General features: G+C 48.5%; 34 protein-coding genes. 26 read left to right on the top strand and 8 right to left on the bottom strand.

Going from position 1 to position 26,792, the window contains the following annotated elements:
- The first annotated feature begins 863 nt into the window (after nt 1-863).
- From IC617_RS08915 to IC617_RS08890, 6 genes are all read left to right on the top strand, one after another.
- Nucleotides 864-1,148: a hypothetical protein gene (locus IC617_RS08915; protein ID WP_191144653.1), complete on the top strand. Its 285-nt coding sequence runs from the start codon at nt 864-866 to the stop codon at nt 1,146-1,148.
- A gap of 5 nt (nt 1,149-1,153) precedes the next feature.
- On the top strand, nt 1,154-1,981 hold the full coding sequence (locus IC617_RS08910) for a hypothetical protein (protein ID WP_191144652.1): 828 nt from the start codon (nt 1,154-1,156) through the stop codon (nt 1,979-1,981).
- Nucleotides 1,982-2,143: 162 nt separating this feature from the next.
- Nucleotides 2,144-2,854: a hypothetical protein gene (locus IC617_RS08905; protein WP_191144651.1), complete on the top strand. Its 711-nt coding sequence runs from the start codon at nt 2,144-2,146 to the stop codon at nt 2,852-2,854.
- A 541-nt stretch (nt 2,855-3,395) separates the two neighbouring features.
- On the top strand, nt 3,396-5,405 hold the full coding sequence (locus IC617_RS08900; RefSeq protein WP_191144650.1) for a PKD domain-containing protein: 2,010 nt from the start codon (nt 3,396-3,398) through the stop codon (nt 5,403-5,405).
- A 10-nt stretch (nt 5,406-5,415) separates the two neighbouring features.
- Entirely contained in the window at nt 5,416-5,970 is a 555-nt protein-coding gene (locus IC617_RS08895; protein WP_191144649.1) for an Lcl C-terminal domain-containing protein, read from the top strand.
- 67 nt (nt 5,971-6,037) lie between these two features.
- Nucleotides 6,038-7,207, top strand: coding sequence for a hypothetical protein (locus IC617_RS08890; protein WP_191144648.1), 1,170 nt, complete (start codon nt 6,038-6,040; stop codon nt 7,205-7,207).
- An 83-nt stretch (nt 7,208-7,290) separates the two neighbouring features.
- Here the strand turns inward: IC617_RS08890 and IC617_RS08885 are convergent, their stop codons facing one another.
- Genes IC617_RS08885 through IC617_RS08875 form a run of 3 tightly spaced genes read right to left on the bottom strand, consistent with a single transcriptional unit; the run spans nt 7,291 to nt 8,223 of the window.
- Entirely contained in the window at nt 7,291-7,773 is a 483-nt protein-coding gene (locus IC617_RS08885; protein ID WP_191144647.1) for a hypothetical protein, read from the bottom strand.
- Nucleotides 7,770-8,003, bottom strand: a complete 234-nt coding sequence (locus IC617_RS08880; protein ID WP_191144646.1) for a hypothetical protein — start codon at nt 8,001-8,003, stop codon at nt 7,770-7,772. Before IC617_RS08880 ends, IC617_RS08885 begins: the two co-directional genes overlap by 4 nt.
- Before the next feature lie 49 nt (nt 8,004-8,052).
- The gene (locus IC617_RS08875; protein ID WP_191144645.1) at nt 8,053-8,223 is read right to left on the bottom strand and encodes a hypothetical protein; all 171 of its coding nucleotides are present in this window, start codon (nt 8,221-8,223) and stop codon (nt 8,053-8,055) included.
- Nucleotides 8,224-8,373: 150 nt separating this feature from the next.
- Here IC617_RS08875 and IC617_RS08870 point away from each other — a divergent pair, with 150 nt between their 5' ends.
- The 4 genes from IC617_RS08870 (at nt 8,374) to IC617_RS08855 (ending at nt 11,457) form a co-directional block, all read left to right on the top strand.
- Nucleotides 8,374-8,829, top strand: a complete 456-nt coding sequence (locus IC617_RS08870) for a lytic transglycosylase domain-containing protein (RefSeq protein WP_191144644.1) — start codon at nt 8,374-8,376, stop codon at nt 8,827-8,829.
- Entirely contained in the window at nt 8,807-9,751 is a 945-nt protein-coding gene (locus IC617_RS08865; RefSeq protein ID WP_191144643.1) for a hypothetical protein, read from the top strand. The genes IC617_RS08870 and IC617_RS08865 overlap by 23 nt, the downstream gene beginning before the upstream one ends.
- On the top strand, nt 9,732-10,568 hold the full coding sequence (locus tag IC617_RS08860) for a hypothetical protein (protein ID WP_191144642.1): 837 nt from the start codon (nt 9,732-9,734) through the stop codon (nt 10,566-10,568). The genes IC617_RS08865 and IC617_RS08860 overlap by 20 nt, the downstream gene beginning before the upstream one ends.
- A gap of 94 nt (nt 10,569-10,662) precedes the next feature.
- A complete protein-coding gene (locus IC617_RS08855) occupies nt 10,663-11,457 on the top strand; it encodes a tyrosine-type recombinase/integrase (protein ID WP_191144641.1) in 795 nt (264 codons plus the stop codon).
- Here the strand turns inward: IC617_RS08855 and IC617_RS19065 are convergent.
- Nucleotides 11,454-11,786, bottom strand: coding sequence for a GIY-YIG nuclease family protein (locus IC617_RS19065; RefSeq protein ID WP_191144640.1), 333 nt, complete (start codon nt 11,784-11,786; stop codon nt 11,454-11,456). The genes IC617_RS08855 and IC617_RS19065 overlap by 4 nt on opposite strands.
- Nucleotides 11,787-11,932: 146 nt before the next feature.
- Between IC617_RS19065 and IC617_RS08845 the strand changes: the two genes are divergently transcribed.
- The 13 genes from IC617_RS08845 to IC617_RS08785 all read left to right on the top strand — a co-directional run bounded on the left by IC617_RS08845 (nt 11,933) and on the right by IC617_RS08785 (nt 17,227).
- Nucleotides 11,933-12,187 carry an AbrB/MazE/SpoVT family DNA-binding domain-containing protein gene (locus IC617_RS08845; protein WP_191144639.1) on the top strand — a complete coding sequence of 85 codons (255 nt, stop codon included), beginning with the start codon at nt 11,933-11,935 and terminating at the stop codon, nt 12,185-12,187.
- Entirely contained in the window at nt 12,187-12,540 is a 354-nt protein-coding gene (locus tag IC617_RS08840) for a type II toxin-antitoxin system PemK/MazF family toxin (RefSeq protein WP_191144638.1), read from the top strand. The genes IC617_RS08845 and IC617_RS08840 overlap by 1 nt, the downstream gene beginning before the upstream one ends.
- A gap of 18 nt (nt 12,541-12,558) precedes the next feature.
- On the top strand, nt 12,559-12,966 hold the full coding sequence (locus IC617_RS08835; RefSeq protein ID WP_191144637.1) for a hypothetical protein: 408 nt from the start codon (nt 12,559-12,561) through the stop codon (nt 12,964-12,966).
- A gap of 32 nt (nt 12,967-12,998) precedes the next feature.
- Nucleotides 12,999-13,664 carry a hypothetical protein gene (locus tag IC617_RS08830; protein WP_191144636.1) on the top strand — a complete coding sequence of 222 codons (666 nt, stop codon included), beginning with the start codon at nt 12,999-13,001 and terminating at the stop codon, nt 13,662-13,664.
- An 18-nt stretch (nt 13,665-13,682) separates the two neighbouring features.
- Nucleotides 13,683-13,838 carry a hypothetical protein gene (locus IC617_RS08825; RefSeq protein ID WP_191144635.1) on the top strand — a complete coding sequence of 52 codons (156 nt, stop codon included), beginning with the start codon at nt 13,683-13,685 and terminating at the stop codon, nt 13,836-13,838.
- Between the two features lie 13 nt (nt 13,839-13,851).
- A complete protein-coding gene (locus IC617_RS08820; RefSeq protein WP_191144634.1) occupies nt 13,852-14,214 on the top strand; it encodes a hypothetical protein in 363 nt (120 codons plus the stop codon).
- 10 nt (nt 14,215-14,224) lie between these two features.
- The gene (locus IC617_RS08815) at nt 14,225-14,464 is read left to right on the top strand and encodes a hypothetical protein (RefSeq protein WP_191144633.1); all 240 of its coding nucleotides are present in this window, start codon (nt 14,225-14,227) and stop codon (nt 14,462-14,464) included.
- A gap of 14 nt (nt 14,465-14,478) precedes the next feature.
- Entirely contained in the window at nt 14,479-14,658 is a 180-nt protein-coding gene (locus tag IC617_RS08810) for a hypothetical protein (protein WP_191144632.1), read from the top strand.
- 15 nt (nt 14,659-14,673) lie between these two features.
- On the top strand, nt 14,674-14,883 hold the full coding sequence (locus IC617_RS08805; protein ID WP_191144631.1) for a hypothetical protein: 210 nt from the start codon (nt 14,674-14,676) through the stop codon (nt 14,881-14,883).
- A gap of 9 nt (nt 14,884-14,892) precedes the next feature.
- Nucleotides 14,893-15,144, top strand: a complete 252-nt coding sequence (locus tag IC617_RS08800; protein ID WP_191144630.1) for a hypothetical protein — start codon at nt 14,893-14,895, stop codon at nt 15,142-15,144.
- 15 nt (nt 15,145-15,159) lie between these two features.
- Entirely contained in the window at nt 15,160-15,744 is a 585-nt protein-coding gene (locus IC617_RS08795; protein ID WP_191144629.1) for a hypothetical protein, read from the top strand.
- Nucleotides 15,745-16,121: 377 nt separating this feature from the next.
- Nucleotides 16,122-16,823, top strand: a complete 702-nt coding sequence (locus IC617_RS08790; protein WP_191144628.1) for a hypothetical protein — start codon at nt 16,122-16,124, stop codon at nt 16,821-16,823.
- Nucleotides 16,824-16,843: 20 nt separating this feature from the next.
- Nucleotides 16,844-17,227, top strand: coding sequence for a hypothetical protein (locus IC617_RS08785; RefSeq protein WP_191144627.1), 384 nt, complete (start codon nt 16,844-16,846; stop codon nt 17,225-17,227).
- Between the two features lie 150 nt (nt 17,228-17,377).
- On the opposite strand, the gene IC617_RS08780 is transcribed toward IC617_RS08785, so the two are convergent.
- The gene (locus tag IC617_RS08780) at nt 17,378-17,551 is read right to left on the bottom strand and encodes a hypothetical protein (protein ID WP_191144626.1); all 174 of its coding nucleotides are present in this window, start codon (nt 17,549-17,551) and stop codon (nt 17,378-17,380) included.
- Nucleotides 17,552-18,212: 661 nt separating this feature from the next.
- Here IC617_RS08780 and IC617_RS08775 point away from each other — a divergent pair.
- The gene (locus IC617_RS08775) at nt 18,213-18,851 is read left to right on the top strand and encodes a hypothetical protein (protein ID WP_191144625.1); all 639 of its coding nucleotides are present in this window, start codon (nt 18,213-18,215) and stop codon (nt 18,849-18,851) included.
- A 125-nt stretch (nt 18,852-18,976) separates the two neighbouring features.
- Here IC617_RS08775 and IC617_RS08770 read toward each other — a convergent pair whose 3' ends face one another.
- The 3 genes from IC617_RS08770 to IC617_RS08760 all read right to left on the bottom strand — a co-directional run bounded on the left by IC617_RS08770 (nt 18,977) and on the right by IC617_RS08760 (nt 21,170).
- Nucleotides 18,977-19,267, bottom strand: a complete 291-nt coding sequence (locus IC617_RS08770) for a hypothetical protein (protein WP_191144624.1) — start codon at nt 19,265-19,267, stop codon at nt 18,977-18,979.
- Nucleotides 19,268-19,555: 288 nt separating this feature from the next.
- Nucleotides 19,556-20,458: a DNA replication terminus site-binding protein gene (locus tag IC617_RS08765; RefSeq protein ID WP_191144623.1), complete on the bottom strand. Its 903-nt coding sequence runs from the start codon at nt 20,456-20,458 to the stop codon at nt 19,556-19,558.
- 346 nt (nt 20,459-20,804) lie between these two features.
- Nucleotides 20,805-21,170, bottom strand: a complete 366-nt coding sequence (locus IC617_RS08760; RefSeq protein ID WP_191144622.1) for a hypothetical protein — start codon at nt 21,168-21,170, stop codon at nt 20,805-20,807.
- A 288-nt stretch (nt 21,171-21,458) separates the two neighbouring features.
- Here IC617_RS08760 and IC617_RS08755 point away from each other — a divergent pair, with 288 nt between their 5' ends.
- Together IC617_RS08755 and IC617_RS08750 are read left to right on the top strand one after the other, a co-directional pair.
- Nucleotides 21,459-24,806, top strand: coding sequence for a hypothetical protein (locus IC617_RS08755; RefSeq protein ID WP_191144621.1), 3,348 nt, complete (start codon nt 21,459-21,461; stop codon nt 24,804-24,806).
- A 15-nt stretch (nt 24,807-24,821) separates the two neighbouring features.
- Nucleotides 24,822-26,786 carry a hypothetical protein gene (locus IC617_RS08750; protein WP_191144620.1) on the top strand — a complete coding sequence of 655 codons (1,965 nt, stop codon included), beginning with the start codon at nt 24,822-24,824 and terminating at the stop codon, nt 26,784-26,786.
- The last annotated feature ends 6 nt before the right edge of the window (nt 26,787-26,792 follow it).

Below are 26,792 nucleotides of genomic sequence, written 5' to 3'. Positions count from 1 at the left end.
CGTGAAGCACCGCGAATATAGCGCAGGCGAGAAAAGTACCGATGATTAGGTCATTAGCCATAGGAGCACCAGGGCAATGATGAAAAGGAATACACGTTCGGAAGATAGTAAGGATCCTGCTCGATTGTGTGCACGAGTGCCTTCGCGAGCGGCAGTTGGGTTATGAGCCTTACCTTTCGCGTTGCAATACCGAGAGGGATTTGCGGCGTACTCGGCGAGCCTGCTGACACCAAATTGTCGACTCATGAGCGTGTTGATTTTTTCGAAGTAACCCAGGCACCATTCATTCGTTGGTAAGCAATAAAGTGTCGATTCTGAACGTCTGGGATAAGTAGCCACTGCGTCGGTTGCTTATTCTGGTTCGTTTGACTTACAACAACCCCCTGATATTCAACATCTAATATTGTAAATTGCACCAGCTCAGCCTTGTCCAGCACAGACAAGTCAGGCATTGCTTGGCAGTCAGCTTGTTTCGTGTTGTAGGTGTCTCGTAGTGTGGAGTTTTCTGGTAACGTCGATAGCTTGATCAGGTTCGAAACGGAGAACCCTTGCTGAGACCAACCAGACTCATTCCACAAAATAGTGGCGATGTCGCCAGGCTCTTCGTTTGTGCAAATCCCGGAGTACGAGACCCAGTGACCATGGTACGGAGTGGTATGATCTGCACGGGATGGTTGAGCTGGCTCACAGGCTTGTAAGCACAACGCGCCTAAAACTGGTATAAGAACACGCATAATCGGATCTCTGCATAGAATGTAAGAATAATTATTCATTATTGATTAGAAATGTCAGGCCGAAAAAAATGATGAATTGGGAAGATAAATGGCCTTTTTTGTAACGCTCGAATTGTTAGGCTTTTAGTGATGAGCGTAGATAAGGGCGCGATATTGCGCTGCATAGAAGATAATGGATACTGCCGTCGAGGTGCTTTAGGGGCGGTAATCCAAGCAGAGGGCGCCGAGATTTTCGGAGTTATGGTGGTGTTGCCTAATCGAACGATTGGTCGATACGCTGTGACCGAACTCGCGCGTTTTTTCGAAATGACCGGTGAGTACAGCGAATTTGCTCGTGGGTACCATTACCGGTCGTATCTTGGTGTCATGAGAGACATCGAATTGGATTTGTTCGCGCCGTTAAAACTTCGGTAAAGCAAATGGACGAAGGCTTAGTCAGCTGGGGCCTAACTGTGTTGGGCTACATTGGCGCAATTGTGGTGTTACTGCAAATGCTCCAAGTGGCCACTCTTTCGTTGATCCGTGTACTGGTGAAGTACATGGGGCGACCTGCGTATCTCTTCATCGCCTCCATTGGAGTGCCCCTCCATGAACTGGCACATGCGATTGCCTGCGTTGTGTTTGGTCATAAGATCCATCGGATTGTTTGGTTTTCGCCCAGTCCTTCTCAGTACGCTAGTGGTTTTGTTGAACACAGTTGGAATAGACGACCGTGGCCAATGATCGGGAATTTCTTTATTGGTATTGCTCCTCTGATTGCGGGTATAGCGCTGATCTATTGCGCCGCATCGATGTGCCTGCCAAGAGTGGACTTGGTGAATGCTGCTGTGACGGGCATGTTAGAGTCGCGTTCTTTAGAGCAATATTTGGCCGATATTGGGAAGCTTTATCAATCAGTAGCGACCAATTTTCATATCGACAGCATGAGCACTGTATCGACGATAGTGGGTGTCTGCGCCATCGGTATGTTTATGGTGCCGAGTCGTGCTGATCTGAAGCATTGCCCTTCGGGATTACTGATGGTGGCATTAGCCATTGGAGCACTTGCGTTAATGGGTGGTGATTGGGCCGCTCGGGTGAACGGATTCCTGTTGTTGGGCCTGAGTTGGCTGCTAGCCTCGGTTATAGGGGTATTAAGTATTGTGGGCGGAGCAGCATTTGTTGTTGTTTTGGGTGACAAGCTCTTCGCTAGTGTTGGCCCACACGTTTTTCGAAAATTGCGGTTACGGTATTCGAAAACCGCATAACCGGCTAGCAACAGTTCGTTTTCGAATCAGGTTGTCAAAAACGCTTTTCGAAAATTGGTTGTGCTAACGGACAAAACTTTTCGAAAAATTGGCGGTTGCGCCACTTTAAAGCTGTGTGAGCATAGAGTGGTGCAAGACCATAAATAACGAAAGGTGACCATTATGCATTACAAAGTTTTAGCTATCGTGGGAGTTGGCTTCGCGCTGCTTTCAGGATGCAGTTCAACACCCACAGCAGAAGATCTAGTGAAACAGCAAGCGGACTTGGAGATGCTGCGGGCTGAGTTAGCAGAAGAGCGTCGAGAATTAGAGCAAGAGCGATTGGAGCAAGAGCTTGAGCAAGCACCGGACTGGATGTTGGATCCACCGAAGGCTGACGCAACTGGGTTTTATGGTGTGGCGATGAGCACTAGCTCCCAGTATGGGATGGCGCTTCGTAAAGCGAAGGTGTTTGCCGAATTTGAGCTGGCAAAACAGTACGAACAAGAGCTGTCTGGCTCTGAACGAATGTTTGTCCAAGAAGGTGTGCATGGTGATGTACATGAGCAAACGACGGTATTAATCGATAAGTTGGTGGCAGATGTCTCGGTTGTTGGTTACGACGTGGTCTCGCAAGAAGTCCGTGTCGTAGACGGTGCCTATCACGCATTTGTTATGCTGAAGTTGCCATATGATGAATTCAACCAGGTATTGAAACAACGCAAATCGGCTGCCCATGACACTACCATTAAAGCAGCGTTTGATGACTTACAAATCCGTCTTGAGCAGAAGCGTCAACGAGAAGCTGAGCGAGTCGCTGTGGCAGAAGGAACCTTAGTGGAAGCAGAAGGCCAGTCGATGCCTGATTCGGACCTAGCGATTGCAACGCAATGAATGAACAACTCACATTAAAAAAGGCGCTCTGACAGCGCCTTTTTTATATCTCATGCTTAGTACCAAGAGAGCTAGCAGTGCGGCTGAGGGTTTCGTCGTTCCTCAATCAAAGACCATGCAAAGCTAGCCAGCCATGATAATAAGCCTAAGACGCCAATTGTGAGCATCACCGTATCGAAAACGGTTGGGCTGAACGATAGCGACCAGTAACGACTCAGTACGCTAAGTGCTTCGCCCATATTTGCTGAGTACAAACTAAAAGCGAGTAAAGAGAATAGTGTTGGATGCATGTTGTAGTGTCCACTCCGTCGATCACCGTGGCTCTAGAATACTCCTGCAGTCCTCAAAAGTTAGGTCAACTAATACGCTGTTTTTGCCGGAAATGCATCCCATAGAGAACAATCGCCCATCCACGCCACGCCTCAGTTCCGGCAAGCGTAAAAAAGCGTCACCTTTGTACCTAATCGAAGCGATAACTGACCTCAATCCGCTGGTTGCCTCTCTAGTATGACTCGAGAAATTAATGCAAAAGGATTGACCAATGAACAAGTTTCTTATGAGCGTCATGGCCATCAGCATTCTTGGGGTGGTAACTGGATGCGGTGGTGGAGGCGGAGGTAATGGTGGCGGCAATTCGACCAATCCAACAGGTTCGAATGTGGCTCCTGTCGCGACGATTAGTATCGATGCCAATTATCAAGATGTCAGTTTTGATGGTCGTGATTCGAGCGATAGTGACGGCCGGATTGCCAGCTATGAGTGGGAGTTTGGTGATGGTGAGTCAGCAACGCGCTCCAGCGTTCAGCACACTTACGCTGAGCCAGGTGTCTATATGGTAAAGCTGACCGTTGAAGATGATGACGGGGCAAAAAATACGCTAGAGCAAGAGTTGACCGTCGAAGCCACACCGATCCCCGAAGTTCGGGTTTCGATGAGTGGCGACAATGTCACCGAAGGAAAGCTAAATGAGTTTTCAGAATTAATTGTCGGTTTGCGATTGGATTCGGTGGCTACAACGGAGTATCGAGTCAATGTGCGAACAGTTGACGACTCGGCCATTGAGAGCGTTGACTATGTCGGTTTTGACAAAGAGGTGATCTTCGAAACAGGCTCACGGCAAGCGACGTTTTCAGTGAATACGATTGGCAACGATATATTGCAACAAGATCGCCGATTGAAATTGCAATTGCACTCACCCAGTGAAGGGATGGTGATTACAAGCACCAACAGTGAAGTGTTTATCACCATTCGAGACGACGATCCGGTGCCTGCTTTAGAGTTTGTGGCGGAAGAATCGCTTGTCAGCGTGTCGGGCGGGGAGGCGCTCTTGGAAGTAAAAATGAGCCACCTTAGCGCATTGACTACAGAAGTCCGACTCAACACAAGTGGGACGGGTCGCAGAGGCGCTGATTTTGAACTGCCCAGCGACATTGTGACGATTCCACCTTTGACTCAATCTCTGTCGGTGCCAGTGACCATCATTGATGATGGCGTGCCCAGAGGGGGCAAGACGGTTGTATTTGAGTTAACCGCACCCCAATTGAGCGTTATTGGTGAAGATTCAAGTCACTCTCTGGTGATCACTGGCCGAGCCAAAGTCAACGATACAGGGGTGCAAACCCTTGTTGGTGAGCCGCTAGAGGATGCTTTGCATGGTCGCGATGCGACGGAGCCCAGTAGCTCAGATGGCACGGCAGGGTTTTCATTCACCAAGTTAGATATTCACGGCAACGTGTTGCCCAACTCGGCCAGCTCATGGGTATGCATTCAAGATAACGTGTCAGGCGTTGTGGCGGAGGTGAAACAGTCACCGCAAATGCTTCCTTCACGAATGACCGATGATGAATGGCGGTTGTACTTTAGGCCGGAGTTCGAAAAAGCCTACTGTCGAGATGGATCAGACGATGCTGATTGCACCATGGTTGATTATCGCTCTACACCGGACTATCCGGCGTTTAGTGCACAGGCGAGCGGACATCTTAACTGGCGAGCGGCTAACTATGGTTACTATTGGTACAGTGACGACGACACCAATAACGGTGGCAGCAAAGGCGCTACGGGTGATAGCTTTACCAATTTCAGTACGCCGATCAGTGAAAATTGTGCCTTCCCGACGCGCGACATGGCTTCATATGTCGATGTACGGTTCTGCACGACTGCAGAGTACATCGAAGCGATGAATGCTCTGGCGATTTGTGGCTTCAATGATTGGCGCCTCCCGAACGCGAGTGAGTTGAAGTCGATAATGAACCTAGAAATCAACAATTCTGACTTACTCGATCCGGAATTTATGCCGAACGACGCAAGAATGTTTGGCGCCTCTTCGCTGACCGAGACGATTTGGGTAACTGGTACCTATGGTCAGTTTGAGCAAGTCTGGTCGGAAGCTGAAACATTCGCGAAACCGGCTCAAACAGGGGCTTATCTAACCAGCTCCCCGGTGGCAGATAATGAAGGGTCCGTCTGGTGTGTGGATAGTGCGACCGGAGAGACCAAGTTATGCCATAAAGGGATTGCGCACCCTGTTCGCGCAATGCGAGCGTCAGAGTAAGGAGAGAGTCATGAAATTCAGAATTTGCACCTTGTTAGCAGTGACACTGATCAGCTCATCGGCGATGGCTCAGATCTGTAAAACCACCATCGCACCGAGTAATCAGCTGGAACAGTATGTCTTCAGCCATGACGGTATTGTGGTGGATGCTCGCACAGGTTTGATGTGGCAACGTTGCACCGTGGGGCAAACATGGAACGCAGATAATCGCTCCTGTGGTGGTCAGCCTACGCATTTCGAGTCATGGGAGGAGGCCATGAATGGCTATGCCGGTACTGAGGCGGAGAGCTACGGTGGATTTGACGGATGGCGTCTGCCCAACATCAAGGAATTGGAAACCATTGTTGAGCGCAGCTGTTACAGTCCCGCTATTAACGATACCGTGTTTCCGAGCACCCCAAATGCTGTCACGTATTCGTCCACACCGGATGATAAGGTCAATGACAGCTTGAATGGTCGAGTCATCGATTTCGTCAGTGGCGCTGAATTTGTCCGAGACGTGAATCAGCACCGCTATGTACGTTTGGTCCGAGAGGTTCAAGCACAGGACTTTGATAGCGAATAAATCGGTCGGTTGCGGGAATCTGTAGGTATGTTGAAATAGAAGCAGATTCCCAAAATCGGAGATTGTCATGAAGCATTTTTTATGGACGATGCTGTGGTGCCTTTGCAGCTCCGTTCATGCTGCTGAGCTGGTGGTTCAAGCACAGCTCAATAGCACAAATACTACCATCACCACCTCAGAGCGAGCCACGCTCGATGACCAAATGCGCCGCCAAGCAAGCCAGGCGATCACGACTTTGGCTGTGGATGTTAAACGGCTCAACGAAGGACAGTTGGCCAGCATTCAGCATCAAATAGCGAGTTATTTGGTGCGCCTTGATAATACGAGCTATCTCAGTGAGCAAATTGCAGACGGGCGTTATCGCCACGTGGCAACCGCGACAGCGCACTATGATGATTCACTTGCCAAGGCCTATCACAGCGCATTAGTGCAGAATGAATCACAAGCCATGCGGCAGGCGCAGCTAGAACAAGAAGTAGCAACGCTTCGCATTGAAAATGCAGCGCTTCGCCAAACGAACCCGAATGCGGCGACATCGTCGTCACCTTTGGCGTATCACGATATTCAACCTCGCGATTCAATGTCGTCAGTGTTAACCGTTCCGACGGCTGTTTCATCTGCTCAGGCATTGGGTGAAGCGCAGGACAAAGCCACGCTGGTGGCGCAACAGGATAAGCTAGCGATACACATCGCTCGGCGGCACATTATCATGCCGATTGTTGATCACATGATGGTCGCTGCTGGTGCCACTACCGGAGAGCTTGATGCTACTGTCCATGGTTCTGATCGGGTTCGTTGGTCAATTCCCGTAAGCTGGACATTCGATGATCAGCCAATCTTGTCCATCCTTTCGGTGGCAGGAATAGAGACCAAAGCAGGTCAAGACGGCTACACCCAAGATTGCCATGTTGCACATTTCTACAAATGGCGCATCGAAGAGCTTGAGCAACAGCTTGGCGCACACAAACCACTGTCCGACGCAGATTTGTATTACTTAGGGATGTATCGTGCGCTTCTGCAGGGAGCTGATGAAGGGCTGATCAAAGTCAATATTGGTGGCTACACCACGAGTGCATTGGCGGTTGCTGGTGGCAGCCTTTATGATCCGAATGTAGCAAGTCGTCGAACGTTTGCAGTTTGCTCGAACAAGCAGGTGACTCTACTAGCCATCTTGCCAAAAGAGATATCAGTTGAAACGGTTGCTGCTTTTCCTGCCCGCCAGCATGTGGTGCCGTGAGAGGTGTGAGCAATGCGCCTCCACCTCTCGCACTATTAAAACGAGCGAAAACACCTGTCGGTTGCAGTGGCCGGTATGAAGCGCTACTGGTTGAGCATGGGCGGTTGTAACGCTACTTCAGTTACTCGCTCACAGGGGAGTTGCACGGGATAATCCAATAACAGAGCAAGGCGCTGACAATGGTTATGGTGATCGTCGGGGGCGACTGACTCAATGAACCATGGTGACTTGTATCCGATCTGCCACCCTAGCTCTTTTTGACGGCTCATTGATGTGAGTTCAATAACTGGTGTTGTCAGTCGGACTTGCGAGCGCCGGCCGATACGCAAACCATACCAGTCCAACTGTTTGGATAAAAATTCACCTTTCCGATTGATGACAACGCGAAGCCCTGCCAGTGTTGCAACGACTGCCCATGGCGCGAGTACCGTCCATGAATGCGTACCGTAGTGGGTGTAGTTGACCAAGTACAGCCAGGTACCAATGATGCCCAAGATCAGGAAGAAACCTGCGACCCCCTTAACGATGGTGTTATGAGTGATCAGCCGGTGGTGATAAGGCATCATGAGGTTGGCTCCTTTAGTGTTGGGGCTTGAACGGCGTCTGCAAACGACAAGATTGGGCACGAAACTTTTGCCAATTGACGGGCATAAAGCTGTTCATCGTCGATAAATAGCAGGATGGCCGCGAGCTGACCGAACGCAGGTGCATTGGCCATGATCTCATGCTTGGTTAGCTGCAATTGGCACTGACTGTCCAAATGGCGTTGCAGATCGTTTGCAACCCGATGCGCCACTGATGCCCCAAGGGGATCCACAGAGGCGTAATCAGCGAGAGCCGTCGCGCTAAGAAGGCTCAGGTTTAAAAGGCCGCAGTTTATCCAGCGGCCCACGCCATGGTGTTTTTCGTTCATCTTCAACCCATGCTTCGTTGGTGGTGATGTCAATTCTGGTGACGGTTGCGCGAAATTCCTTGCCGGACTCAATTTCAAATAAGACTGTTTGGCCGATTTCCATCATCAACTCCTTGCTATGAGGCTATTACAGCAAAATGAAGCCTGACTAATTGGTGAACTATTCAACAATTTGCTGGGGTAATTGACCCAACCTTTGGCCAACGTGCTGGCATGCTATGGTCGTTGAAGCAAACGGGTCGTTGGCACAGTTATGATTGACATGCTTTTGGCGTTGGGCGTCGAGCCCTATGAACCCAATCCGCAGATAATGGAGCGCTGCATTGAGCAGCACGCCACGGCGTATGAGATCCCGCCAGCGGTTGCCAAGGCGATGTTGATGGTCGAAGGCGGCCGCGTAGGAACGATTAAAGCCAATACCAATGGCACCTATGACTTAGGTGTTGCCCAGATAAACACCATGAATCTGCCTCTGATCCAGCAGCATTTTCCGGATATCGATGCCAAATCCTTAGTGTTTGATCCATGCGCCAGCATTCAAGTGTCCATGTGGTTTCTTGACCGCAAGATCCAACAGCGCGACGGGTCGCTGTGGGAAGGCGTTGGTGATTACAACTCAAGAACGCCAAGAGTTAGAGTGACGTACCTGTATCGTGTGATGGAAGCTTACCAGCAGGTGGTGCTTTATGAGAAAAGCTATGATTGGTAGGTGTTGGCCAGTTGCAGTGATGGTCAGTTTCCTTCTGCTGAGCCAAACAACTTATGCCAAATGGCATGAAGACGCCGTCGTTCTCAGTGCTGAGACAGCCAATAATTATCTCAATGGGTTTCGGCGGAGTGCACTAGAGCAGATCTTGCGCCAGCCGATGACTCAGCAGCCTGAACTGAGTGACATACAGGCATCGCACCCGAATAGTAGCTGGCTCACATGGACGATGGTGTGGCTCGATCGGCAACAGCAACAACCTATCGCTAAGCTGTATGAATTACTGGGCGCAACGATGCCAAAACTTGCTCGGCGTTATAGCGGGTTAACGTTGGAAGAGCTCACCAATGGGCGCGGCGCGTTGGTGGTAGCGCGTCAAGCGATGTACACCTCATGCGGAGACAATGGCTATGCTCCCAACCTTGCAGCCATTAACGTCTTTGCCCAAGCGGCCGGCGATGATCGTGATACCAGCGGTCGGGCCGTCAGCCTCATGCTCGTCAGTTACTTGGTGATCCAAGCTCACCATCCATTCAATGTCCTTCGATATAGCAGTTGTGCGCGTCAGCCGATGGAGCAACAGCTTTGCTTAAAAGAGGATGCGGTGAGTTGCAAATTAAGCTTTGAGCAGGCGTTACGCTCCGGTCATTGGCCATCGTTGCCCGATAACCTTGAGTCGTATTCCTTGGATATCGAGTTGCAGACGGATGCCGGTTTTGATTTGCAAACACTGGCATCTGAATCCGTTGCACAGGCTCGGTTGCTGCTCAATGATGCCAAAGGCCAGCGGTTAGATACCTTGAATAGTCGATTAGTTGAGCGCCTTGCATTGGCTGGCCAGCGAATAGGCTACTTGCTTGGTGCAAAACGTTGGTTTGAACAGGACGAACGGCTAGGGGGAAAAAATGGCCTTGACCAGCAATAATCTTCGCCTTTATGTCAAGCAACCAAGTGGCGCATGCGAAGGGCCGTTTGATAGCAATACGATACGCAAGATGGTTTTAGAGGGGGAGATTGACGAACGCACCATGTTAGCGAAAAAAACAATGCTCAGCCGCGATGACTTTGCAGCAGCCTCTCTTGTTCTTGCTCGACATAAGTCATTAAGTGACATTGTCCATCGCTTATCCCATAGCAGTATTGTGCAAACAGCAGATAATGCGGTCAGTGAGCAGGTGGCACCTTCCGTGGAAGTGCCACACTACGATCTCCCACCATCAGTCCAACCAAGCTATAAAGAGCAACCCATAGCAGCGCTTGAGCATGCCCCAAATACGATCTCGCACCTAAATATCTCTGCGCCAGTGGGAGAGCCAACCTACATGGTTTTGGATAGTTTACCCAGTGGCATAACAGGCCCATTGGTTTTGTCACAGCTTCAAGCCTTATTCAATCAAGGTTACCTTTCTGCGGAAAGCAAAGTGACCAACATGAAAACCCAGGCCACAACGCTGCTTTTAAAGGAACTCAACGCAAAGCCGCGGGTGGTTTGCCGGACCATTGATCTTGGGTGTGAGCGTGTCAAAAGTGATCAGACGCTAAAGGGCCTAAAGTACGGGCTGAAAATTGACTTTGCTACCGCTAGAGAAACGATTGAATTAGAAGCAAACGCGCTAGCAGAGGATGGATATGATGTTGTATCTGTCACGCCAATCCATGCCTACGTTGCCTTTAAGGGTTCCGAAGATCATGAATCGGGAACCTCGACTGTTGGGTTTGTTATTACTGCCCGGCGACGTTAACGGGAATTAATTCGTGGGTGACTTATGGGCTAGCAAAGATTCATACTCTCGCGTTTCCTTACTCCCCCCAGTTTCATTGACTATTGTTATCTGAGTGTTCAAAAACGCTTTGAGAAAGGCTTTTACTGAAATTGGGGGAATAGCCTTGGTCGGATCACTCAGCAAAATACTTCACCCTCCCTCTGGCTGGAGACCAAAGCAGGCGGGGGTGATCACACCGAAAGAATTTCAAACCCTATTAATGCGGTTAGATCTAAAGGATAAAGATCCGGTGCTGGTGGCGCGTGATCAGTGCATGTTATGGATGTGCTATGGGTCTGCTTTTCGTGCTGTAGAAGTGGCTGGGTGGTTGATTAAAGAAGCTTTGTATCCGAACGGTCAGCTTTGTGCGATGACACGGATTCGTGCCGCAGCCACAAAAGGAAGTTTGCCCACTATTGCTCCGGTCGTCGTCCATCAACAACGTAATGCGCTAGAAGCATGGCTTAACCTCCGTTTAGAAAAAAGCATTATGGCCACAACGTCTAAACGCTATCGAGGGCTAAACCCCGATAGCCCCGTGTTTCCGAGATTTTATGCTGGCGCATGGGGGCATTGGGCTCCGACTCGAAAGGTGTCAAAAGGAAAAGACTATTTGGTTTTCACAAACTTACAAACTCACCTTTCCAAACTGCATCAGCATTTTGGGTTTCCACAATGCTCAAGCCATTCAGGGCGGCGTAGCGTTACTGATGCCTTACGACGAAAACAAGTAGATCAAGAAACAATTCAGGGGGTTTTAGGTCACACCTGTATTGAGTCACAGTTAGTTTATTCTGATTTGGATTTGGTCGCGTTTGACGCTGCACACCAAAATATTTACCAAACTAAAGCGCCAATAAAGATTTAACGCCTGCGCCTTAAATGTCGACGTTGCCACCAACTTTTAGTGTTAGTGGTACAGCTTATGCCATTGCCGCAAGCTTTCAATAATGCGGCCTTAGCTTCGCTTTCGCTTATGCTAAACCACTCTCCTAGCTGCCGGTTTTCACCAAAGAGTAAATGAAGCTCTTTCTCTACCTCTTTAGCTTCTCGTTTCGGAGTTCTAGCGGAAAGTAACCGCAGCCGATAGCCACAAGCGCTTTCAAGTGCTTTTTTTCGTTTGTGAGGATCGAAGCTGATACCAATTTTTATGAACCCATTTAGGTCATTAACTATCAAATAGACTTTGCAGGGCATTAACACACCAAGCCAATTTAGTTGTTTGTGGTTAATTGTAGTAGCCCACAATTTTGAATAGGGAATCAAGGTTATAACAATGTTGACACTCCACTCAAAGTCCGTACAATCACTAATGTAATAACAATGTTCATACAGGTGCTTCAATGAGAACCCAAGTGCGAAAAATCGGAAACAGTTTGGGAAGTATTATTCCTGCTGCTTTTGCTCGACAGTTGCAGCTTTCCGAAGGTGCTGAGATTGATGTGCAGATTCAAGCTGGAAAGCTTGTAATTGCGCCTGCACCAAAGGCTAAGAAACGTTTTCCATTTAGCGAGGCAGAGTTGGTTAATGGCTTGGATGCTTTTACGGCTCATGCGGATGAATTGGCGACAGTATCAGGCAAGGAGCTTGGCGAGTAGTGGCAGGATTTACCCCCAAACGCAACGACATAATTTGGTTTGATTTTGAGCCAACTAAAGGGCGAGAGATTGGCAAATGTCGGCCAGCTCTTGTTTTGTCGAGCGAAGAATATAACAAGCGCACCGGCCTCGTGATCATCTGTCCAATTAGTACCAGCGTCCGAGGTGGCCCAACTGAGGTGCCGGTGAAAAATTTAGATAAACCGTCGGTGGTTGCCGCTAGCTTGATTCAAACGTTGGCATGGGCTGACCGAAAAGCCAAGCTGATCACGACTGCTGAAAGTGGTGTGATGGATGATGTGTTAATGCGACTGATCCCGTTGATTGGTGCAGAAAAACTTTTTGAAGATTAGCGAACAAGGAAACCGGCAATGGGCCAAGAGCAAGGTGCTGTAATGATCAGCAAATCCACGAACGGCGAGTTTTTCATGAAAGTCGAAAATCGTGAAGGTGATGGCGTGTGTAAAGTCACTCTCACTGCCGAGCAGTTTGCACACGCAATCACTGGCAAGCACGTCAAATGTGACGTCGACGTGCTCAATCAGAGCAGCGTGTCTAAAGGAGCAGATATTGAGCGTGAGTCATATAGCCAAGCGGATTTGCAGCAGGCGGTTTGTTGCTATTTAAGTCAAACGCAAATCGAGGCGCTAGGCATGACGCGGGCAGTTGAAGAAGTCGCACTAACATTGTTTTTATCTCCAATCAAAGATGATGCGAATTCTCAAATCATTAAAGCGGCACTATTCGATCTAAGAGAGCGTGGCTCATTTAACTATTAACTATCAGCCTAATAATTAACAAGGAACCCCCAATGTTTAGAGCGTTGATGACGTTATCGTTACTATTGTTCTTGATTAGCCCTTTTGTTTTGGGCGATAACTCTAGACACTCCTCTATCGAACAAGAGCGCCTTAAGTTAGAGGCCATCATTACTTGCATACATGTTGGCGAAGTAATGAGTGATTATTGGGTGCGGGATCAACTCGAACTTCAGCGTTGGAACTACTCTTCTCAATATGTACCTCAAGCCATGGCGGATAAGCTTCTGGATGGCTATGAAGAAAGAATAGAACACCTTAAGCTTAACGACGAAGTAGGCTATTACGAGCGGTTAGTTAGCAGTCGGACAGAAAACCTGTGTGAACCAATGATTATTAGGCCGTCATTTGCGGACAATGAAAATGGGAAAACACTCATTACTTGGCTAGATAAGCATAAGGATGGAAGCGGACTTATGGTTGGTAGTTATTGGGCAGATTTTGAGTCAGGAGAGGAGTTACAGGAGGTCTTCTTTTGGGAATGTAACTTTGTGGGGGAACGCGATACCTATGAGTGCTTCGAAATAGAAGATGGGCCGAAATATAAGGTGTCAAAAGAAAGTATTGAGCAAGTGCAATTTGAAAACAATCTGTTGTTCGGGAATCGTGCGCACAGTAAAAATAGAGAATTGTTAGCTTTGTTTGCTAGTTGGAGATAGCAAGGGAATCGGGTATTTATGAAAATCATCATTCAAACATCTAAGGCAGAGCTGATCGAAGCAGGTCTTGGGGAAATGTCGCAGAGCGACATTGTAGATTATGTTATTGAATCGTTGGATAGCAACGGCATTGATCTGCCAGGCTATAACGTCAACGTGGAAATTTCAGAGTAAGGACTCCCCCGATATGCAGCTAGATTCGCCCAATCAATTCGAGTCGTATGCCATTCTGGGCAGGGCTTTTGGTTATCCCAACTGCTGCGTGGCTTGGTGGATAGCAGGCATGGATCATCGGGTGCCGTATAGTCCCGAACCATTAACAGATTGGGAAAATACTCAGTTTGTACCTTGCCCAAAATGCCGAGAGAAATTTGCAACAGATCTTATTAGAGAAATTAAACAACGTAGAACGGTGAGTGAACTTTTCCCGTTAGCTTCGGGAAACGTGCGCCCTGAAGATTTAGCAAAAGATTTTTCTCTCGCAGAGTGGGCAGATGTATTTGCAAGTGCATCAAAAGCAATGGCAGTTGTCAGCCAGCATCAGGATTAAAGGAAAACTAATGGGGCAAGGCTTACCAGTTAAGGTCGTAGAAGCGTCTTTACTTGAAGATAACCAGAACGGCAAGCGAGTCGTCAAAAGCGTATTGCTTGAGTTTGGTCGGGGAGGTGATTACATCGGTTCAGAACCAACACTGCGGAAAGAAATCAGCATTGAGGCGGCACGCGAACTAGCAGATCAGCTCAACAAGAGCTTGCAGTTCCTAGATGACAATCCGCAGCTAAAAATCAGCGAACGATAGACTAAGGAATACCGATGCGCCTCAACCAGAAAAAGAAGTTGCAGCTAATCAACTGGATTTTAGAAGGTCTGGAAGGTGGGCAATTCGAAATTTTGCTGAAAGAAGATGATTCAGGCGACTTAGACCCAACCCCTGTTTTTGATGTTGAAGCTCTGGTTAGCGAAGCCAGAATCGCCGGAATTTTGGATTTTTAAGAGAAAGGGTTTCAAATGGCAGATGTAAGCGATGCAGTTGATGAAGTCATTAATGTTTTAGAGGCACGATTTTCGTCTTCTGAAGACCAGAAAGAGCTAGTCCTAAAATCTTTAATGTTGGCTACCACTGGCGCACTGATGGCTACTGAAAATGACGAATGCGGCATGGTGTTTGATGATTACAAATCAACATTTAGCGTTGAAAAACTGTCCGAACAGGACTAAGGCAACCATATGAGCGGTTATAAATGGAATCACTTTGGCATCCTGTCCCAAGTTTCAGAGGATGAAAAATACATCTATATCAAAAACCTTGAAGGCAAATCTCTTAAAATGAGTAGGAGTTCATATAGGGAAAGCGCCGATCAAGTGCTTCAACAAGCATACGGACTAATCGGAAGCTCAATAGAAGCCAGAACAAGTCAAAACACAGCAAAATGGTCTGAAGATGTTTGGTTCAGTGCAGTAGCAAAAACGTCTGCTTAACATTTAGAGGTAACCATGCTTAAACGTTTAATCGTTCCTGCAATATTCGTATTCGTTAGCAACTCTGCCGTTGCTCAGTGGCAGCAAAACTTAAAAACTGATCCATTCACAGACCAGAAATACACGTCGTTTAAGTCCGAACAAGTTGATGGGAAATATCTTTCTTTGACCTGTGGTTTCAAAAAATATGCAAAATACCTCGCTCCCAGAGTCGTAATACATGACACCAAAGAGGGCTGGAGCCGTAATCTTCTTAGAAACCTGAAATTCAGGGTTGATTCTAATCAAACGCTCAGTTTCTATCAGCTCGGAGAAGTTAACAAAGAGGTTGAGCATTTGCGTTTAGTCATGCAAGAAGGTTCTACTAACAGCAACAAGCAAGGCGATATTGAGAAGCTCGCTCAGCAGTTATCCAGCGGAAAAAATGTTCTTGTAAAAATCGGAAATCAACAGCCGATTAGTTTTGAACTTAAGGGTTATTCTGAAGCAGTAAGTAAAATGGATTCACTCTGTAAAGAACAGGTTGGAAAGGATCAAAGGTTGACCAAGCAACACGAAGATTCAGATACCTACAATCCTCTTTGGATCAAGACCGATTAGACAAGTCGGAATCTTGCATACTATGGCCCAAGTCAGTTGGTGTGCGAGGCATATTCCTCTTAATGACAAACCTTTTCTATCAGTGGAGGCAGGAATTCAGTCGTAACCTGCCGCGCGTTTGGTGATGCAGTATGTGTATGGCAAATGCGGTGAACAATCCCATGAATGGTTGGAGCTGAAGGTTTCGTAAGCAATGCGCAGCTGCAAGCAGTAGAGGCAAATAATCGATTTAGTAACCACTACATACACCGCAAAGAATTTGAAAAGCATTGTTAGGACGACAGTTCTCCAATTGCACAGGGCGCCTTGAATATGACAAATACACTAATGGTTCCCGCCCCCACTAGTTGCTAAGAGTTGCCATTCAAGGAGGAGTTATGGCAAATGATGTATCAGTACACAACCATGCCAGCGAGCGCTTAGAAACAAGGTTTGGCGTCGACACCGATTGGCTTACGGGAATGTTGGAGCAAGGCCGATTTGTTTGGCTAAAAGGTACTGGTCATAGTTTCGATGCAAAGAGTGTTCGCTCTGGCCATCTCATTTTCATTCCTGAGAAGCACGAATATTGCGTTGCGGTGATGGATGATCGCAAACGACTTGCCATTACTGTGCTGACTGAAAAGATGGCGTTGAACTCCTCTTGGGGAGAAGGGCTCAACCATAAAACTAAACTCAGAGCCAAACGATTGGCATTAGACGAGGAAACTGTCCCGGATATCCATTTCCTGTTGATGCAGGCTCAAGATAATCAAGAGCTTGCTGTTACTGTGCAAGCACGAACCGTCTCGTATGACTGGAAACCTGTCGTTCGTAATCTTTACAAAACACGCATTACGCCTGAGCAGCTTGATGTTGATAGCAAGTGCTGCACACTGACGTCCGAGCAGATGAATGCTGTATCCAAAGCGATTCATGACAGATTAGAGAGTCAAGCAATGCGTCCATACTGCGAGTTGTTGGTCCGTTCGGCCAAGGGAAAGAAGGCGCTAATTTCAAACACACTAGATTCAGTGTCTGATCTGCAAAACGCCACCATAGCTATGCGTTGGGAGCAACAACTCGATACCCACTCTTAGGGCAATAAGGAAACGATCTCTTGGCAGAATGGCAAACCATCCAAACGATTTTAGCTGTCAATCAATCTCTTGATCTGCGCCGAAAGAGTGACAGAAAAACGATGCAAGATGCGCTCTGCGATGCACTCGGTGTCGCCAAAGAGCCCGAATATGTTGTGATTGCAAGAACACATCGCCGGCATGGGTACAATATCCAGTTACATGTAGATACGGTCGCGCTGGTTTTATCGGTAATGTCTGATGACCGTTTGTATGTTGAGTTTCGTAACGGTTCAACCGCATTTATTCGCCGCAGTTATACCGAGCCATTTAAGCCTTACGCCCCAGGTTCACTAAGCAGCATTAACAGCCAATATAAATATGGCCCTGAGTTCCTTCAAAAGCTTGGGGTGGCGGATAGCTAACAGCGTCATGGTTCTAGACCAAGGTAGTCAATCCACTCGCCCGCATTTGCGGGCCATTTGCCTTCGCTGCCGCCTGCTCTGAGTTAAGTAGGCAGAGATATGATTCATGATGGGCAAATACACTCGTCGATAATGTGAAACCCACACACCTTACATGCCGATCCCCCATTTCTTTGGATCACTATTTTGTCTGTACGACTCCGCCGTTAAGGGCTCGCGTTGCAGTTCAGCTGCTTTTTTTAGTCTTTCGTGGGTAATAACTGTATTTTCCCTAACATCGAATCCGCCAAACTCTTGGATAAATTGGTCTTTGGTTCTGCTCATTGGTGCGCTCTCAATTTCATTGCTTCGATTCATTTCGATGCTTAGTAATTTAGCTGAAAAGGGCGGCTTTTTACTACGTCATATTTAGGTAATTTCACGTTATTTCATGCTGTTACGTGTCTTTTTTATGCCGGGTTGTGCTGTGGCTCATGCTGAACGATGTCGAACTCTGCTCAACGGTGCTGAAATAGGTGTTGATGTGCCGTTTGGGCCTTAAACGCTGAAATGCTCCGAAGTGTGCAGTTTGGGGCAGATTTGTGGCCGTTTGTCGGTTACGTGGGTTTTGGTCACCATGGAGCTGTTAAGTAGCGAAGCTTCCCTATTGCGCTGCTTTGACTGAGTTGTCGCTGGAAACGGAGGCCTGTCTGTCGAGTTGCAGGCCTTCACTGCTATTCAACGGAATCGATCATCACATTATGATTTCGTACTGTAGTACATACTATGTATATACATACCATTCGAGATGTTGGGAGCACCTGTTCTCTTGCAAAAGCTCACAGTTGATAAATATGAGTTATTGAATGTTATGGTGCTTCTCCGTATAAATTCGACTTTGAGTGAGTACGAAACCCCTATAATCATGAAGTTATATAAATTTTGGCGGATTTTTCCAGAATGCCTGCCGCCCTCTACAGTGACTTACCAATCAACGGAATAGATCATGACAATTGAAGAGGCATTGCGTGCCTTAGAGCGGTTTCAAGGCGACTCACTGACGGAAAGCCTAGCCAAGATTGAAAGTGACGTCATCGGTGCATCTCAGGACAACATTGCGGACTTTTGTGCTACCAATCAGATTAACGACCGTTTTATGGATTCTGCCTTGAGCGTGAAACGATTGGCCGGACAGATCAACGTCATTATTCACGCAGCAGGCATACTCAAATCTCTGGACGGAATACTTGATGAGGGGGAGCTGGTTGAAAGTGTCTCGCTTGGGGCGGGAAACACAGGGCGAAGATTCGATCTGGAAACCAATTTACGAATTGCTGAGTACAAGTTCATTGACTGGCAAGGTGGCTCTGAATCCATCAGGCAAAACGGCATTTTCAAAGACTTCTTTGAGCTTGCTGAATATGAAACGTCAAAGCGAAAGTATCTCTATGTGGTTGGAACGAAATATCCATTGAAGTTTTTCAATGGCGGAAGGTCTCTAACGAGTGTACTCAGCCGTCATACTAAGATTCATGCCAGCATCAAGGACAAGTATGGCGCGGAAGTGAAAAAGGTTAGTGACTACTATTTGCTAAAAAAAGACGAGGTGGACATCGTCGATGTCAGCCCGTTCATCGGCCGCTAGCAAAAAAAGAGGGGTAAAAAGCCGCTGAAGGGCAGCGGCTTGTCGATTATTATTATGGTGCGCTAGCAATTACCGCCCAAATCGCTTCACTTCCAGTGTCGTAATAATCGAGAAACGCGTCACTTTTAGTGGATACACATTTTCCTAAGCCGGTAATGGTTACTTTGCTTTCGTTGTTCATTGCTTCTGAGCACTATCACCTTGGCCGAAATATCGCCTGCGGTATAGAGTGCAAACGGGTAGGCAACGTTGGTTGCACATTTTGGTTGGTCGCTTACTTTCCCGTCGAGTTTAATGAAAACAGCGTTATCGACGACTTTAATGGCACTAATCGTAACATTCTCTGCGCGACCAGCGGAAAACACTTGTGTCGCTAGCGACATCATGGCGAGTCCGGTTAAGAGTTTTTTGAACATAAACAATTCCTTATTCTGAGTGGATTCCTTCGCTCCTGAACTTATCAGAAAAGCATTTAACAACATAGGATAAGTGCCGTTCCTTAACTATCACGATCTGTCCACTTCCCCTAAGCTGAGGCAGATTTGATTGGAGTTTTCGGCAATGATGACAGCAGCAAAAAAAGACTGTGCCCAATCCTTGGTTGGCTTTGGTTTGAGTGTGCTCAAGGCGTGTAACTTCGCCAATATCAGCCGCTCAAGCTACAACCGCACCTGAAGTCGATCATACTCGGTGGTAAGAAATGCTTAATCCGCCACGTAGAGTGACAATGGCGAATACACAGACCGCCATTTAGCAGCTCGACCATCGTTCCTGACACGTCCACCGTTGGGCACGTAGCTGCGCATGAGGTTATAGCGGATCGGAGCGTCCGAACAAATCAACAACGGCAAGTGACCTGCTTTCATCTGTTTGGCGGGCACATTGGCCGGTACTGGGGCTTGGCGTTTCACATTAACCATGGGCACCAATACATCAGGGTAAAACTTGTAGACCATTCGGTCTTCGGCAAACCTGTTGAGCACCGTGATCGCGTCGGCAAACACCTGCTCTAACAGCGGATCATCGGTAGTCTCTTTCTGGATGGCGATCCGTGTGGTCATTTCACCTCGCGGCATTTTTTCCCTGACCGGTTGGCGCTTCCAGGTCCAGCCAACAGACTGAATGATGCTGTCATTGAGTAGGGCAGGTATCTGGCGATAGACATGCAAGGTCATGAGCAGCTCGCCGGCAAAGGCTTGTTCATGCACTAACTCCCAGCGCGCTTGACCTTGTTTGCGAGCGCCGGTGATCAGTGCTTTGAACTGATGCTTTTTGTGCTCAACTTGCAAGAGCAATGCAGCCAAGTCGTCACGGCAAGCAGCAGGCAACTGCACGACACCTGGATACAAACCGGAATAGCTTGTCGACAGATCGTTGGCCATAAAGAAACGACCATAAGCGCGGGTACAAGCGCTCACCGCAATGGGCATGGCAACCGGTGTCACGTTAATCGCGGTGGTGACATTGCGAATACCTTCGCGAGCCACTGGCGGAATTTCAAAAAAGTGACTGGCCACAACAGGCTGCTCAAGTACGTACTCACGCAGAGCCTTAACCGCCTCGTTCACTTCGTAAAACGCTAATTTAATCGCCTGTACTGTATCCATCAGGTTCGCCTCACTGGCCATCTACACCATAATTGTATACTAAGGTTCCAAGTAGGAAACAACCACTACTCTCCCTGGCTCACACCATTCCGCCCCGAAACAAAACCAAAAAATAATAAAAAATAAAAATAAATAGAAAAGGCGGCTTCGCAGGTGTCTCCGGTTTTAGATCGGAGTGGGGTTTACACTTGGGAGCAACATGGAACCTTAGTATATATCTGGCGGTAAGGACCGGAATGGGCATGCTTTCCGGATATTGCTTGGGGTTAAATCAGTGAACGGAATATTCGACTGTAACGCTTCAAGCAAGAACTTGCTGGAGTGCCAAGACAACTGAGTTGATGGCCTAACCGGCCAGCCGAACGACCGTCGCTCCGTTGTGACCATCAACAAGCGGATTAACCGTTTGACCATCATATAGCTGGACTTTGATGGAGTGCTCAGAGCACGCAGAGACAAGTTCAGGTAACAAGGCGAACCCTTCTTCCACAATCAGATGGCTTACAGGCCATGCCAATAAATTCTTGCCATTGTGAATTGGCACCCAAAGGGCCAAGGCCAACAGGTCTTGGACGACTTCGTAGACATCCGGGTTCGGGCGTGCCGCACGACGAAGAATGTCATGCAATACCGGACGCATTGGTTGGTCGACATCAAAGCACTGACGAATGGGCAGCTCGTCTGCATTCAACGGGGTTAAATTCAAGTACATGCGAATCCTCCAAGACTGTCGCTGTTAAGAAACTTAACGTGCGTCTGTGGCAGACAGCAATGCTTTTTGTCTCGGTACGACCAATTAGTTGACGGGTGTCGCGATCCGACATTGCTGCACTCGGCAAGCGTCAAATACGGACAAATCTGACCTGCCTACGGAGCAGAGCCTTACGAAATACCTCAATGCATCAATTATCGGAAAAATTGGCTCGATAGATGACCGTTAATTGCATTCGAATTGGCGTAGGGTCTGTTGCAATGACAAGTGGACTTTAAGGATAAAGCAATGCTCTATCGTCTGACAGCTCTGTTGCTCCTGTGCCTGCACAGCGTCGTAGCAGCCAATGAAATCGACATGGGTACGCAAGAGACCTTCGGCAAACCGCGCTCATTTAGTTATGCCAATGGCGAACCGATGGCGTATATCGAGGGTACGGGTTTGTCGGATGATAGCGGAGCCCCTGCGCGTGGCGAAAGCATTATGCGCGTTAGCCTAGGCGCTGATGCGCCATACGGCATTGTCGTTAATGGCGCCACGATTTGGCCAGGGCATGAAGTGCCTGTAACCATCAATGTCACCACCCCCGGCAGAGTCAAGCTGCCGATTTATCCTGCTAGCGATAATGTCACCGGCCGGCTCCAATGGGAAGCAACCATTGATGACATTATTGCCGACTGGTGCCGTGATGGTTTCACTGCGACAGGGTACAACGAGCAGAGTGATCACTGCGAAAAACTGTTGGTAGAAGCTGTTACATGGCAATGCGAAGCGGGCTTTGTCCTCGCAGAAGGCGATGAATGCATTCAGATCCATGAGTTGCCGATGCCCACATCCTGTCCTGTTGGTTGGATCGATTATGGTGGGGGCGATTGCCGTCAACAAGATGTTCAAGCCGCGACAGCCACTTGCCCTGAAGGCTTCATCGATGCCGGCTCGGATTGTCAGCGTATTGATACCGCACCGCTTGATTACCAGTGTCAGACTGGTTGGTCGCTCGATGGCACGCAGTGCTCGAAAACGGACACCGTTGCTGCAGACAAAGTGTGTTCAAGCGGAAGTCTGAGCGGTGAGCGGTGTGAGGACACCCTCACGGTCGCCTATAGCTATACGTGTGACACAGGTTGGACTCTCAGCGGAACGAATTGCACCCAGTCAAATACCGTAGCGGCCGATGAAAGCTGTCCGACTGGCATGACCAACACCGGTTCCGTTTGCCAAAAGATCACGACGCAGCCATATGAGTACAAATGCGCTAGCGGCTGGACACTCAGTGGCACCTCATGTGAAATGAACTATACGGTAGCAGCAGACCGGAGTTGTGACGACGCATCATATTCGCTCAATGGTAATCGCTGCGAAAGGACTGACACTCAAACCGTCGCATATCAGTGCGAATCGGGGTGGACACTTAGCGGAACAACTTGCACCAAAGGCTCGGTAACCACTGCCGCGGCAAGCTGTCCAAATGGCTACGCAGATACCGGGACAAACTGTACCAAATCAGAGGTCGTGACTACATCGATCACTTATAGCTGTAGTAGTGGTTACACGCGATCAGGTACCACATGCTCTAAGACAACGACGACAGCAGCGACCAAAAGCTGTCCTAGTGGCTACTCTGACTCCGGCTCGACTTGTCAAAAATTAGTCTCGACGGCCTATAGCCTGAGCTGTAATAGCGGCTATACCCTATCAGGCACCACCTGCTCCAAAACCAGCACAGCAGCAGCGACCAAAAGCTGCCCTAGTGGCTACTCTGATTCCGGCTCGACTTGTCAAAAATTAGTCTCGACGGATTATAGCCTGAGCTGTAATAGTGGCTATACCCTATCAGGCACCACCTGCTCCAAAACCAGCACAGCAGCAGCGACCAAAAGCTGTCCTAGTGGCTACTCGGACTCCGGCTCGACTTGTCAAAAATTAGTCTCGACGGCCTATAGCCTGAGCTGTAATAGCGGCTACACCCTATCAGGCACCACCTGCTCCAAAACAAGCACAGAAGCAGCGACCAAAAGCTGTCCTAGTGGTTACAGCCTCGCATGGGACTTCTGTGCAAAAAGAACCACTCAGACACCGACATATAGCTGCCCAAACGTCAGAATGGTTCTCAATGGAACCATGTGCGACTTGGTCCAACTATACCCAGCCGAAGGGCTATCTTGCCCATCCGGCACTCTAGTAAATGGAACTTATTGCCAAGAGATTATCAGCTCAGCCGCGACAGCTACTTGCTCGAACGGCTACGCACTCAATGGCGGAGAGTGTGAACGTTTCACCTTGAGAAGTATCTCTTACTCATGTGCTTCTGGTTGGTCATTGTCTGGCACGTCTTGTTCGCGAACCTACACTGCGACTGCAAATAAAGTTTGCCCAAGCGGCTATAGCCTGTCCGGTTCCACCTGCACAAAAACAGTAACCGATGGTTATGACTATTCGTGCGCTTCTGGTTGGTCATTGTCTGGTACGTCTTGTTCGCGAACCTACACTGCGACTGCAAGTAAAGTCTGCCCAAGCGGCTATAGCCTGTCCGGCTCCACCTGCACAAAAACAGTGACCGATGGTTATGACCATTCGTGTGCTTCTGGTTGGTCATTGTCTGGTACGTCTTGTTCACGAACCTACACTGCGACTGCAAGTAAAGTCTGCCCAAGCGGCTATAGCCTGTCCGGCTCCACCTGCACAAAAACAGTGACCGATGGTTATGACTATGCGTGCGGCAGTGGTTGGAGCCTCAATGGCACCAGCTGCTCAAGAACTAATACGATCGCAGCAACGAAAACCTGCTCATCGGGCTACACCCTCAACGGTACGCAGTGCCAAAAAACGATCATCAACAACGATTCTTATACGTACAGTTGCTCTAGTGGCTGGACCCTGAGTGGTACTAACTGTCTGAGAACGTTAACCACTACTGCCACCAAAACATGTCCAACTGGGTGGACACTTAATGGGACTAGCTGCTCAAAGCTCAGAACCATGGCGTACTCGGTCAGTTGCGACAGCGGGTGGTCTCTATCCGGAGAGCAATGCAGAAAGCTCGATACTGTCGCAGCGACTCCATCTTGCGCTAGTGGCTGGGCGACAACCGAATCTGGATGTACTCATACCGCTAGCAGCGCAATTTCATACAGCTGTGATACAGGCTGGTCGCTGGTGGGCACAAGTTGTGAGCAAATACTCAGTAAACCCGCCTATAAAACATGTCCAAGTGCTTACTCTCTTGATGGCGAACGATGTAGCCAGCTTGTTACGACGCCTTACTCGCTAACTTGTGATCACGGGTGGGCCCTTGTTGGAAGCTACTGCCAACAAACCAATACCGTAGCAGCCACCAAACATTGTTACGACGGTAAATCTGAAGTCGACGGGCACTGTGAACTGATCAGCACCGAGCCACACGGCTACGTGTGCCCCGAAAACTATACCTTGGATAAGCAAAATTGCTGGCGCTATGTATATGTTCAGAAACAAGAAGATGGTTGTCCGACTGATTATGCTGACCAGCATAACGGTTATTGTCGCAAAACGGTGACAGTTAGTGCACGTGCCGATTGCGGCAACGAAGGGCTCATCTACAACCGCGTTGAGGGTCAGTGCGAGATGCTGGTCACTGAGCCATTTGTCGCGATCTAACAAGGAGAAGTCAGTATGTTTCGCCAAATAGTCGCAGTTCTTACTGCATTGATGATAGGAACAACGTGGGCATCCGATATCGACATGGGAATACAAGATACCTTCGGTTTCGCGCAATCATTTGTCTACCAAGATGGCTCGCCAATGGCTTTTATTGAGGTTAATGACATCAAAGATAGCAAAGGGTTACTCGCCAGAGGCATCAACACACTGCGAGTAAGAGTCGCCGAAGACAGTCCATTTGGCATTGTGGTAAATGGCCGCTCGATCCCCCCCGGAATCACCCAGCTGGTCGATATTGAAATCCTGACGCCGGGGTACTTCAAGATCCCGATCTATCCAAACAGCGATCATGTCGAAGGCATTGCGTCATGGAAGGTGGGTATTGACACAGTACAAGCAACTTGGTGTCCATCAGGTTACGAGTTGAGCGATGAATCCATTTGCAAAAGCATCGATATTCAGCCTGCGATCTGGAGTTGCGAACTATTCGTCGGCTATTTCCTGAATGGTGACAAGTGTTCACGCGAGATGGCTATTAGTAAAACCAGTAACTGCGAAGGTAACGACACCTATCTCGAACAAAGCGATGAGTGCGAGAAGCGCACTGTGGTTGCTGCCGCCTATCGCTGTCCCGCCGGATACTCAAACACCGATGGTAACAGCTGCGAAAAGAAGACGTCGACGACGTCCTATGTGACTACAAACTGTCCGCCTGGTTACTCACGCGACTCCTATGCAAATCCTCCTCGTGAGCAATGCCACCTGATTGGCACAGTAAACTGCCCTGAAGGATACCATCCCGGCTATGTCGGCGATTGCGATGTCGACCGCATTCAACTTGACTTAGATGAACCTTGCCCAGAAGGTTGGTACCAAGCCAACACCGGACTTACGACACACTGGTGCAAAAACGGTCCCACGAATAACACACCAGGTTCATGTGATACTGGCTGGTTTCTCGATGCCTATCACGAGAACTGCTTAAAAGAGGCTAACACTAGACCCATTGCGTACGGTTGTTCAGTGAACGATTACACGTACAACGACGCCACGGGACGGTGTGAGAAAACACTCACCGCGAGCAAAGATCACTACTGTGATGATGGCGGCACCAGCGTCCAAGGAAACGCAGCACTATGCGAAGATGTCACTCGATATGATGCGGTTCCATCGAGCTGTCTTGAAGGTTATACGCTTGATGAACAAGCCAACGAATGCGTTTCGGATACATCATATAGTGCATCACCAGATTGCGGGCGAGTTGATTACAATTCACGTTCCGGCCAATGTGAAGGCTGGCGCCAGTATATTTTTGGCAATCACAATTATGATAAGTACCGCTGTGCGTCTGGAGCGTTTCCATCCGGCCATAATTCGTTGAATACCGATGATTATAATGGTGAGCTATGTTTTGAGATCCGGCAAATCGATTGCCCAGAGGGATATGGCCGGCAACCAGAAGGTGGTTGTCGGGCAGGGGCCACGCCGAAAAATCTAGACGGTAGCTGCCCTGAAAGCCACCCCCACGATGGAGGGCGCAATTATTGCTTTGTTGGCAGTCCGATAGATAAATCCGGAACATGCCCCTCCGGATGGGAACTTGAGACTCGATATGGAGGATTTACCGCCGAAAAATGCGTAAAGACGACCGGTGGAACCATGCCTCACGAGCAATGTCATACGACGCCATGGGAATTCAATAGTTCGACCAACCTATGTGAATTCTGGCTGGAGGAACCGCCGACGTGGGTCTGTCCTGATGGCGGTACGCTGAGCGGTTATTCATGCTTACAAATTGACCGGCAACCGCCATCGGACAATGGCTGCCCAGCAGGAATGGTGGAATCTGGCGATAGTTGCGTTACGACAGTGACAGAGCCAGCCTTGCGAACCTGCACCAATGATGAATATCAATATGTCCTAGCCGATGATCACTGCGAAAAAGTCGTGACAGCACCGATCATTCCCCTGCTTTAGAGTGGA

Origin of the sequence: Neiella litorisoli, assembly GCF_014773395.1 — a bacterium.
Classification (GTDB): Bacteria; Pseudomonadota; Gammaproteobacteria; order Enterobacterales; family Neiellaceae; genus Neiella; species Neiella litorisoli.
The sequence above is the reverse complement of the archived record's forward strand: the minus strand, read 5'-3'. Positions and strand labels throughout refer to the sequence as shown.

What these genes read in the sequence shown, in the direction of transcription:
- IC617_RS08915 (WP_191144653.1), top strand. Translation starts at nt 864, where the DNA reads ATGAGCGTAGATAAGGGCGCGATATTGCGCTGCATAGAAGATAATGGA.
- IC617_RS08910 (WP_191144652.1), top strand. Translation starts at nt 1,154, where the DNA reads ATGGACGAAGGCTTAGTCAGCTGGGGCCTAACTGTGTTGGGCTACATT.
- IC617_RS08905 (WP_191144651.1), top strand. Translation starts at nt 2,144, where the DNA reads ATGCATTACAAAGTTTTAGCTATCGTGGGAGTTGGCTTCGCGCTGCTT.
- IC617_RS08900 (WP_191144650.1), top strand. Translation starts at nt 3,396, where the DNA reads ATGAACAAGTTTCTTATGAGCGTCATGGCCATCAGCATTCTTGGGGTG.
- IC617_RS08895 (WP_191144649.1), top strand. Translation starts at nt 5,416, where the DNA reads ATGAAATTCAGAATTTGCACCTTGTTAGCAGTGACACTGATCAGCTCA.
- IC617_RS08890 (WP_191144648.1), top strand. Translation starts at nt 6,038, where the DNA reads ATGAAGCATTTTTTATGGACGATGCTGTGGTGCCTTTGCAGCTCCGTT.
- IC617_RS08885 (WP_191144647.1), bottom strand. Translation starts at nt 7,773, where the DNA reads ATGATGCCTTATCACCACCGGCTGATCACTCATAACACCATCGTTAAG.
- IC617_RS08875 (WP_191144645.1), bottom strand. Translation starts at nt 8,223, where the DNA reads ATGGAAATCGGCCAAACAGTCTTATTTGAAATTGAGTCCGGCAAGGAA.
- IC617_RS08870 (WP_191144644.1), top strand. Translation starts at nt 8,374, where the DNA reads ATGATTGACATGCTTTTGGCGTTGGGCGTCGAGCCCTATGAACCCAAT.
- IC617_RS08865 (WP_191144643.1), top strand. Translation starts at nt 8,807, where the DNA reads ATGAGAAAAGCTATGATTGGTAGGTGTTGGCCAGTTGCAGTGATGGTC.
- IC617_RS08860 (WP_191144642.1), top strand. Translation starts at nt 9,732, where the DNA reads ATGGCCTTGACCAGCAATAATCTTCGCCTTTATGTCAAGCAACCAAGT.
- IC617_RS19065 (WP_191144640.1), bottom strand. Translation starts at nt 11,786, where the DNA reads ATGCCCTGCAAAGTCTATTTGATAGTTAATGACCTAAATGGGTTCATA.
- IC617_RS08845 (WP_191144639.1), top strand. Translation starts at nt 11,933, where the DNA reads ATGAGAACCCAAGTGCGAAAAATCGGAAACAGTTTGGGAAGTATTATT.
- IC617_RS08835 (WP_191144637.1), top strand. Translation starts at nt 12,559, where the DNA reads ATGGGCCAAGAGCAAGGTGCTGTAATGATCAGCAAATCCACGAACGGC.
- IC617_RS08830 (WP_191144636.1), top strand. Translation starts at nt 12,999, where the DNA reads ATGTTTAGAGCGTTGATGACGTTATCGTTACTATTGTTCTTGATTAGC.
- IC617_RS08825 (WP_191144635.1), top strand. Translation starts at nt 13,683, where the DNA reads ATGAAAATCATCATTCAAACATCTAAGGCAGAGCTGATCGAAGCAGGT.
- IC617_RS08820 (WP_191144634.1), top strand. Translation starts at nt 13,852, where the DNA reads ATGCAGCTAGATTCGCCCAATCAATTCGAGTCGTATGCCATTCTGGGC.
- IC617_RS08815 (WP_191144633.1), top strand. Translation starts at nt 14,225, where the DNA reads ATGGGGCAAGGCTTACCAGTTAAGGTCGTAGAAGCGTCTTTACTTGAA.
- IC617_RS08810 (WP_191144632.1), top strand. Translation starts at nt 14,479, where the DNA reads ATGCGCCTCAACCAGAAAAAGAAGTTGCAGCTAATCAACTGGATTTTA.
- IC617_RS08805 (WP_191144631.1), top strand. Translation starts at nt 14,674, where the DNA reads ATGGCAGATGTAAGCGATGCAGTTGATGAAGTCATTAATGTTTTAGAG.
- IC617_RS08800 (WP_191144630.1), top strand. Translation starts at nt 14,893, where the DNA reads ATGAGCGGTTATAAATGGAATCACTTTGGCATCCTGTCCCAAGTTTCA.
- IC617_RS08795 (WP_191144629.1), top strand. Translation starts at nt 15,160, where the DNA reads ATGCTTAAACGTTTAATCGTTCCTGCAATATTCGTATTCGTTAGCAAC.
- IC617_RS08790 (WP_191144628.1), top strand. Translation starts at nt 16,122, where the DNA reads ATGGCAAATGATGTATCAGTACACAACCATGCCAGCGAGCGCTTAGAA.
- IC617_RS08780 (WP_191144626.1), bottom strand. Translation starts at nt 17,551, where the DNA reads ATGAGCAGAACCAAAGACCAATTTATCCAAGAGTTTGGCGGATTCGAT.
- IC617_RS08775 (WP_191144625.1), top strand. Translation starts at nt 18,213, where the DNA reads ATGACAATTGAAGAGGCATTGCGTGCCTTAGAGCGGTTTCAAGGCGAC.
- IC617_RS08770 (WP_191144624.1), bottom strand. Translation starts at nt 19,267, where the DNA reads ATGTTCAAAAAACTCTTAACCGGACTCGCCATGATGTCGCTAGCGACA.
- IC617_RS08765 (WP_191144623.1), bottom strand. Translation starts at nt 20,458, where the DNA reads ATGGATACAGTACAGGCGATTAAATTAGCGTTTTACGAAGTGAACGAG.
- IC617_RS08760 (WP_191144622.1), bottom strand. Translation starts at nt 21,170, where the DNA reads ATGTACTTGAATTTAACCCCGTTGAATGCAGACGAGCTGCCCATTCGT.
- IC617_RS08755 (WP_191144621.1), top strand. Translation starts at nt 21,459, where the DNA reads ATGCTCTATCGTCTGACAGCTCTGTTGCTCCTGTGCCTGCACAGCGTC.
- IC617_RS08750 (WP_191144620.1), top strand. Translation starts at nt 24,822, where the DNA reads ATGTTTCGCCAAATAGTCGCAGTTCTTACTGCATTGATGATAGGAACA.